Here is a 6,625-nt window from a genome sequence, read left to right as displayed (position 1 = left end):
ATCCCCCATGGGCACAGAGACTAAAACAGCACCCGCAACCCCGCAACCGGAAGAATAAACAGCCAGCTCAGCGGCGGCCACTGAGCAGTAAAGAATCCTATGCGACCGCGTTGCGGACCTTCGTGAAATGAACCTTGTACCGCGTATCAACATCCACGTCCGGGAAGGCCGCGCGGAAATCACGGTCATTGACTTCAATGGCATCCTTGATGCGCAGCAGTGGGGTATCGGGATCCGCCAGTACCTCATACTGCAGCGTCGGCCGCGAGCGGTCATAAGCCACCAACCGCGCGACCTTCTCCACGCCCTCGACCTCACCGAGCGTATCCGCTACCGCCCCCGCAATCGCGGACATCTCCGTCTTAATCGCGCCCTCCTCATTCGACTCCTCCGAGGGCACCGAGTTAAACCGATGGTGCCGCAGGTTGCTAATCACGAGCCACAGGCCGGTGAGGGCACAGATGATCGTCGCCAAGCCCAGCGCAAAGGGCCACCAGGACTGCTCTGGCAATCCAGCCCACGTGTCGTGGTCCACCCACGTGGCCAAGTACGTTGCGAAGGGCACGTCGAAGTGAATGAGAATCGGCCACACGCCCAAAGCTATGAGCAGGATTCCTAACACCGCAAGTATCGCGCGGTCCACACCCGCAAGCGTCTTAGACATTGGCGATATCCTCCTGTTCATTCTCAATCACCACGGTAACCTCCGGAGCCGGAGTGATGGCCGCCAGCGCCGCCGTCACCGCTTCAGACACGCGCTCCTTGAGCTGCGCATCATCAGCATCGCCCGTGGCCGTCACCGTAATACGGGAGCGCTCCTTAGTAATCTTCGCCCGACTCCGCGCCGCCGTGGTCCCCGGCACCCGACGCGCTGTTGCCGACGCCACCCGCGCAATATCCACCGCGCGCAGCCACATCGACGCATCCTCGGAGCCAATCCGCACGTGCGTTGTCTTCCGCGGAGCACACGCCGCCCACAACAGAATCAGCCCGACGACGATCGCCACGCCCCCGGCCACGAGCATCCATGTGTGAATCTCCGGCGAGGACATCACGTCGATGAACGGCTGCAGCCACGAGGTTCCGCCCTCATTGGCACCAATCACCCAGGCCTCACGCCCCACGACCACGGCGGCCGCGAGCAGCAAGATGCCCACGATGATGGTCCAGCCGCGTGCCGGCGGGGAGGCTTTCGGGCGTTGGCCAAAGCCAGCGGGCAGCGACTTCTCACTCATGATGGCCTCCTTCGCGGATGGTGATGGCGCGCAGCGGCACCGGACGCGGGACGTCTATCCGGCGGGTGAATTCGGCCGAGGGCCGAATCGTAATCGGGCGAAGCTGAAGCGGCGTGGCATGCGGGACGCGTAGGGGAGCAGCGGGCGGAAGCTCCACGCCGCGCGGCTCAACCGGGCGGGGTGCTTCGACGTGGCGCAGCGCGAACTCCCGTGGCGCCGGCACCGAGCGAACCTGCACCGGCGCGGGCTCGGTAACCGCGCGCAGCGGCTGCGGTTCGGCCGTGTGAATGGGGCGCAGCTCCTCGTAGCGATTCTCGCCAGGGCCGAAACCTTCCGTGCGTACCTTAACGTCCGCAGGCTTGCCGACGCCCCTCACCCGCACCGCCTCCGGCACACTCACCCCGCGCACCGGGACCGGCACAGGGGTTGACACCTGACGCACCGCGGCGTGCTGACTCACGTCCACCGGCTTCAAGGCACGCTCCGGAACAATCGCCGGAATCTGCGCCGACAGCGGCGTGCGTGTCTCAACAGCCAGCGCGGTTGTGCGCTCGCCTGGGACCGCGCCGCCCACCGTCACGTTGACGCGAGTGGTGCGAAAGCCCGTGAAATCGCGGACAGCCTCCTGGATTGCTGCGCGCACCGCCTTCGCAACCTCGGTGACGGGGGAGGGCCAGTAGACAGCAATGTCGACATCGACCGCCACCATCTGCGTATCCGGATCCATTTGCGCCATCACGCGCGGGAAGGCGCGGCCGGCGAGGCCGGCTAACTTGGCGTCGACAGCCGCGGTTCCCGGCACGCTCGCGATGGCGGAGCTAATGACCTTCTCCATCGCGCGCAGGGAAAAGCGGGTGCGGCCGTGCTTGGCGGTGCTCACTAGCCTCGGCCTCTATCCTGGCCGACCACGCCCTTCCACACCGCGGTGAGGTCAATGCGGCCGTCGAAATGCGCGCCGATGACGCCGCCCACCGCGGCGAGGAGCACCGCGAGCGCGACGTACCACACGCCGAGGTAGATGAAAAAGGCCAGAACCAAGCCAGCGATCACGCCGAGGGAGGTGTAGTTCTTCATGGTTTTCCTTTAGTTCTGTATGTCGGTTCCTTCTAGACCGCGTCGTCGAAGACCACGTCGACGCGGCGCACCGCGTGCCAGGTGGTGCGGACGGTGGTGCGGGTGACGTCGCCAAGCTCGGCGAGTGGAACACCTGCGCTGACATCAACGACGATGTGCAGCTCCAGGTGCGTGTCATCTTGCGGGTTAGGGCGGCGGATGCCGTGCACGCGCTCACCAGGAAAGAGCAGTGCGACCTCCCCGAACCGGCCGGGCGAGAGCTTGGCGACGCCCCTTAGATCCGTCACCGCCGCCGCTATGGACGTGGCAATGGGGAGGGTGAGCTCAGCAGAGGTCACGTTATGCCTGGCCCTGGGTAACCGCCGGGGCTGCCTCGGTGGACTCGTCTTCTTCGCGCGGCAGCTTGACGTCGTGGACGACGACGTCAACGCGGTCGACGGACAGGCCGGTCATGCGCTCGACCGCATTCATGATGTTGCGGCGAATAGCCTCGGCAAGTTCGTGGATGGCCACGCCGTACTCGGCGATGATGGCGATCTCGATGGAGGCGGTGCCGTTATTGACCTCGACGCTGACACCCTGGCGGACGTCCTCGGAGGCACCGAAGGACTCGCGGATGGAGCCCATCATGCGGGCGCCACCGCCGCCGAGGGCAGCGACACCGGAGACCTCACGGGCGGCGATGCCGGCAATTTTAGAGACGACAACGTCATCAATACGGGTGGTGCCGAAATCGGTCTCCAGGTTCTTGTTGCGCTCCGGGGTGGTGTCGGCAGCCGTGGCGGTCTGCTCGGCGACGTCCTTGGGGGTGGTGTTTTCAGCCATGATGGATCCCTCTCACTGTGTAGTTGATTTATGTCGGTATCTACGTCACGAGCTTAACCGCGAACGCGGAGCGCGGGGCGGCGGGGAGCTGATCCTTGGCCAAAACGTGATGTTACCCACTGTTTCTTCATAAGTTTGGAAAACGCGAGGTTACGTGCTTAAATACAGGGGTTGCTTTAACACAGCGACGTAGCCGCAGGCTCCAGCTTGTAGGGCGTTGTTGCTGGTAAGGCGAACATGACACCTTTGTTGTGGGGCTCTTCTAGAACCGCACGCGAAGGTCATCCGATCGGGCTAGGTCCGCGCTTGAGCAGAGACAATCCCGAGAAGATGGACCGGAGAAGGGGCATGGCAAATAAACAGCGGCAGTATATGAATAAGACTTTGGTTGCGGATCATTGAGATCTAACGCCCCAGTCTTCTTCCTATTTACTTTGACTACGGGTCTTGTACCCCGTCACGAGCACTGCACTCTGGGCTTTTGCCTTAAGTCACTCTCGTGGTCGTCATGACAGTCAGACAACTGGCGTTGAGCCATGGCTTCCAGCCCGGACAACGTTATAGAGAAATCGAGAAGCAATTTCCCACCGCTTCACGCCCCGGATACGCCGGGAATGTGAAAGTGGGGAAGCGAGGAAGAGGATAAGCGTGGCGGGACAAAAAATCCGCATTCGGCTGAAGGCCTACGACCACGAGGCCATCGACGCTTCTGCTAAGAAGATCGTCGAGACCGTTACCCGTACGGGTGCTCGTGTTGTCGGCCCGGTGCCGCTCCCAACCGAGAAGAACGTATACGCCGTTATTCGTTCTCCGCACAAGTACAAGGACTCTCGCGAGCACTTCGAGATGCGCACTCACAAGCGCCTCATCGACATTCTCGACCCGACCCCGAAGACCGTTGACGCCCTCATGCGCATCGACCTTCCGGCAAGCGTCGACGTGAATATCCAGTAAGCGATCGACACAACGTATTTGGTGGAGAACAAACAATGAGTGAAAACGAGATCAAGGGAATTCTGGGCACCAAGCTCGGCATGACCCAGGTCTTCGACGAGGAGAACCGCGTTGTGCCGGTGACCGTCGTCGAGGCTGGCCCGTGCGTGGTTACCCAGATCCGTACCAAGGAAACCGATGGCTACAACGCCATCCAGATTGCCTTCGGCGAGAAGGACCCGCGCAAGGCCAACAAGCCGGCCGCTGGTCACTTCAAGAAGGCTGGCGTGACCCCGCGCCGTTACGTCGCTGAGATCCGCATGGACGATACCTCTGCATACGAGGTCGGCCAGGAGGTCAAGGTGGACATCTTCGAGGGCGTTACCTTCGTTGACGTCACCGGCACCACCAAGGGTCACGGCTACGCTGGCGCCATGAAGCGCCACGGCTTCGCAGGCCAGGGCGCTGCCCACGGTAACCAGGCTGCTCACCGCCGCGTTGGTGGCATTGGTGGCGCTTCGTTCCCGGGCCGCGTCTTCAAGGGTAAGCGCATGGCTGGCCGCATGGGCCAGGACCGCGTGACCACCCAGAACCTGAAGATTCAGAAGATTGATGCCGAGTCCAACCTGCTGCTCATCAAGGGTGCTATCCCGGGTGCGCGCGGTGGCCTCGTCACCGTTAAGACCGCAGTGAAGGGCGGTGCACACGCATGAGCAACCTCAAGCTAGACGTCCAGACCGCTGACGGTAAGACCAACGGCACCGTTGAGTTGCCGGCCGAGCTCTTTGACACCGAGGCATCCATTGCTCTGATGCACCAGGTTGTCAACGCACAGCTCGCTGCTGCTCGTCAGGGTACCCACAAGACCAAGACTCGCGGCGAGGTCCGCGGCGGTGGTCGCAAGCCGTTCCGCCAGAAGGGCACCGGCCGCGCCCGCCAGGGCTCCATCCGTGCGCCGCACTACACCGGTGGTGGCACCGTGCACGGCCCGGTCCCGCGTGACTACTCCCAGCGCACCCCGAAGCGCATGATCAAGGCTGCTCTCTACGGCGCACTGTCTGACCGTGCACGTAACGAGCGCATCCACGTCATCGAGGAGCTCGTCCCGGGCCAGACCCCGTCCACCAAGCAGGCCAAGGCTTTCATCGAGCGCCTCACCGACCGCAAGAATGTTCTTCTGGTCATCGGCCGCGAGGACATCAATGCTCGCCGCAGCGCCAACAACCTGCCGAACGTCCAGATCCTGGACGCCGGCCAGCTGAACACCTACGACGTCCTCTACTCGGATGACGTTGTGTTCTCCGTTGAGGCTCTGCACACCTTCGTCGAGCGCGCTACCGGCGCCGCCGAGGAAGCTAAGGAGGAGAAGTAATGGCTAAGCTCGCTAACCCGCGCGACGTCATCATCGCACCGGTTGTGTCCGAGAAGTCCTACGGCCTGATGGAGCAGAACGTCTACACGTTCTACGTCTCCACGGACTCCAACAAGACCCAGATTAAAGATGCCGTCGAGCAGATCTTCGGCGTGAAGGTTGCTTCCGTGAACACCGTGAACCGTGCAGGCAAGCGCAAGCGCACCCGCACCGGCTTCGGTCAGCGTAAGTCCACCAAGCGCGCCTACGTGACGCTCCGTGAAGGCAGCGACTCCATCGACGTCTTCGGCGCAGGCGCTTAAGCCCCACCGAAGAGCCGAAAGGAAAAGGAAGAATTATGGCTATTCGTAAGTACAAGCCGACAACTCCGGGTCGCCGCGCATCCTCCGTGTCCGAGTTCGAGGAAATCACTCGCTCGACCCCGGAGAAGTCCCTGCTGCGCCCGCTGAGCAAGACTGGTGGTCGTAACAACTACGGCCGCATCACCACCCGCCACATCGGCGGTGGCCACAAGCGCCGTTACCGTCTGATCGACTTCCGTCGTACCGACAAGGACGGCATCCCTGCAAAGGTTGCTCACATCGAGTACGACCCGAACCGTACCGCTAACATCGCTCTGCTGCACTACGCAGACGGCGAGAAGCGCTACATCATCGCCCCGAAGGGCCTGAAGCAGGGCACCATCGTTGAGGCTGGTCCGAACGCAGATATCAAGGTTGGCAACAACCTGCCGCTGCGCAATATCCCGACTGGTACCACCATCCACGCTGTGGAGCTCAAGCCGGGCGCTGGCGCTAAGCTGGCCCGCTCCGCTGGTGCTTCCATCCAGCTGCTGGGTAAGGAAGGCAAGTACGCCATCCTGCGTATGCCGTCCTCCGAGATCCGTCGCGTCGACATCCGTTGCCGCGCCACCGTCGGTGAGGTTGGCAACGCCGACCAGATGAACATCCGCTGGGGCAAGGCCGGCCGTATGCGTTGGAAGGGCGTCCGCCCGACCGTCCGCGGTGTCGTTATGAACCCGGTTGACCACCCGCACGGTGGTGGTGAGGGTAAGACCTCGGGTGGTCGCCACCCGGTGTCGCCGTGGGGCCACAAGGAAGGCCGCACCCGCAACCCGAACCGTTACTCGAACAACATGATCGTGCGCCGTCGTCGCCCGAACAAGAAGCGCTAAGAGGAGGTAAAC

The 6,625-nt window shown here is 62.7% G+C and carries 11 protein-coding genes; 5 read left to right on the top strand and 6 right to left on the bottom strand.

What is annotated here, in order from left to right:
• Positions 1-97: 97 nt before the first annotated feature.
• From HMPREF2743_RS06440 to HMPREF2743_RS06415, 6 genes are read right to left on the bottom strand one after another with little or no spacing between them, the layout of a single operon-like run.
• Positions 98-664: an Asp23/Gls24 family envelope stress response protein gene (locus tag HMPREF2743_RS06440; protein ID WP_070527770.1), complete on the bottom strand. Its 567-nt coding sequence runs from the start codon at positions 662-664 to the stop codon at positions 98-100.
• A complete protein-coding gene (locus HMPREF2743_RS06435; RefSeq protein WP_070527773.1) occupies positions 657-1,235 on the bottom strand; it encodes a DUF6286 domain-containing protein in 579 nt (192 codons plus the stop codon). Before HMPREF2743_RS06435 ends, HMPREF2743_RS06440 begins: the two co-directional genes overlap by 8 nt.
• Positions 1,228-2,115 (bottom strand): Asp23/Gls24 family envelope stress response protein, encoded by an 888-nt coding sequence (locus HMPREF2743_RS06430; protein ID WP_246818773.1) that lies wholly within the window; start codon positions 2,113-2,115, stop codon positions 1,228-1,230. Before HMPREF2743_RS06430 ends, HMPREF2743_RS06435 begins: the two co-directional genes overlap by 8 nt.
• On the bottom strand, positions 2,115-2,309 hold the full coding sequence (locus HMPREF2743_RS06425; protein ID WP_010189668.1) for a hypothetical protein: 195 nt from the start codon (positions 2,307-2,309) through the stop codon (positions 2,115-2,117). The genes HMPREF2743_RS06430 and HMPREF2743_RS06425 overlap by 1 nt, the downstream gene beginning before the upstream one ends.
• A 32-nt stretch (positions 2,310-2,341) precedes the next feature.
• The gene (locus tag HMPREF2743_RS06420; RefSeq protein ID WP_070818409.1) at positions 2,342-2,647 is read right to left on the bottom strand and encodes a hypothetical protein; all 306 of its coding nucleotides are present in this window, start codon (positions 2,645-2,647) and stop codon (positions 2,342-2,344) included.
• A 1-nt stretch (position 2,648) separates the two neighbouring features.
• Complete coding sequence (locus HMPREF2743_RS06415) at positions 2,649-3,134, bottom strand: Asp23/Gls24 family envelope stress response protein (protein ID WP_070527779.1); 486 nt, start codon at positions 3,132-3,134, stop codon at positions 2,649-2,651.
• Positions 3,135-3,782: 648 nt separating this feature from the next.
• Here HMPREF2743_RS06415 and rpsJ point away from each other — a divergent pair.
• From rpsJ to rplB, 5 genes are read left to right on the top strand one after another with little or no spacing between them, the layout of a single operon-like run.
• The gene (rpsJ, locus tag HMPREF2743_RS06410; RefSeq protein ID WP_003848085.1) at positions 3,783-4,088 is read left to right on the top strand and encodes a 30S ribosomal protein S10; all 306 of its coding nucleotides are present in this window, start codon (positions 3,783-3,785) and stop codon (positions 4,086-4,088) included.
• A 35-nt stretch (positions 4,089-4,123) separates the two neighbouring features.
• Positions 4,124-4,780, top strand: coding sequence for a 50S ribosomal protein L3 (gene rplC, locus HMPREF2743_RS06405; RefSeq protein WP_070521756.1), 657 nt, complete (start codon positions 4,124-4,126; stop codon positions 4,778-4,780).
• On the top strand, positions 4,777-5,439 hold the full coding sequence (gene rplD, locus HMPREF2743_RS06400) for a 50S ribosomal protein L4 (protein WP_010189650.1): 663 nt from the start codon (positions 4,777-4,779) through the stop codon (positions 5,437-5,439). The genes rplC and rplD overlap by 4 nt, the downstream gene beginning before the upstream one ends.
• Positions 5,439-5,741, top strand: a complete 303-nt coding sequence (gene rplW / locus HMPREF2743_RS06395) for a 50S ribosomal protein L23 (protein WP_046648478.1) — start codon at positions 5,439-5,441, stop codon at positions 5,739-5,741. Before rplD ends, rplW begins: the two co-directional genes overlap by 1 nt.
• Positions 5,742-5,776: 35 nt before the next feature.
• Positions 5,777-6,613 (top strand): 50S ribosomal protein L2, encoded by an 837-nt coding sequence (gene rplB, locus HMPREF2743_RS06390; protein ID WP_010189648.1) that lies wholly within the window; start codon positions 5,777-5,779, stop codon positions 6,611-6,613.
• Positions 6,614-6,625 lie beyond the last annotated feature (12 nt).

The organism is Corynebacterium sp. HMSC036D02, from assembly GCF_001836165.1.
GTDB lineage: Bacteria > Actinomycetota > Actinomycetes > Mycobacteriales > Mycobacteriaceae > Corynebacterium.
This window is presented reverse-complemented; position numbering and strand designations above follow the sequence as displayed.

What these genes read in the sequence shown, in the direction of transcription:
- HMPREF2743_RS06435 (WP_070527773.1), bottom strand. Translation starts at nt 1,235, where the DNA reads ATGAGTGAGAAGTCGCTGCCCGCTGGCTTTGGCCAACGCCCGAAAGCC.
- rplC (WP_070521756.1), top strand. Translation starts at nt 4,124, where the DNA reads ATGAGTGAAAACGAGATCAAGGGAATTCTGGGCACCAAGCTCGGCATG.
- rplD (WP_010189650.1), top strand. Translation starts at nt 4,777, where the DNA reads ATGAGCAACCTCAAGCTAGACGTCCAGACCGCTGACGGTAAGACCAAC.
- rplW (WP_046648478.1), top strand. Translation starts at nt 5,439, where the DNA reads ATGGCTAAGCTCGCTAACCCGCGCGACGTCATCATCGCACCGGTTGTG.
- rplB (WP_010189648.1), top strand. Translation starts at nt 5,777, where the DNA reads ATGGCTATTCGTAAGTACAAGCCGACAACTCCGGGTCGCCGCGCATCC.
- HMPREF2743_RS06440 (WP_070527770.1), bottom strand. Translation starts at nt 664, where the DNA reads ATGTCTAAGACGCTTGCGGGTGTGGACCGCGCGATACTTGCGGTGTTA.
- HMPREF2743_RS06415 (WP_070527779.1), bottom strand. Translation starts at nt 3,134, where the DNA reads ATGGCTGAAAACACCACCCCCAAGGACGTCGCCGAGCAGACCGCCACG.
- HMPREF2743_RS06425 (WP_010189668.1), bottom strand. Translation starts at nt 2,309, where the DNA reads ATGAAGAACTACACCTCCCTCGGCGTGATCGCTGGCTTGGTTCTGGCC.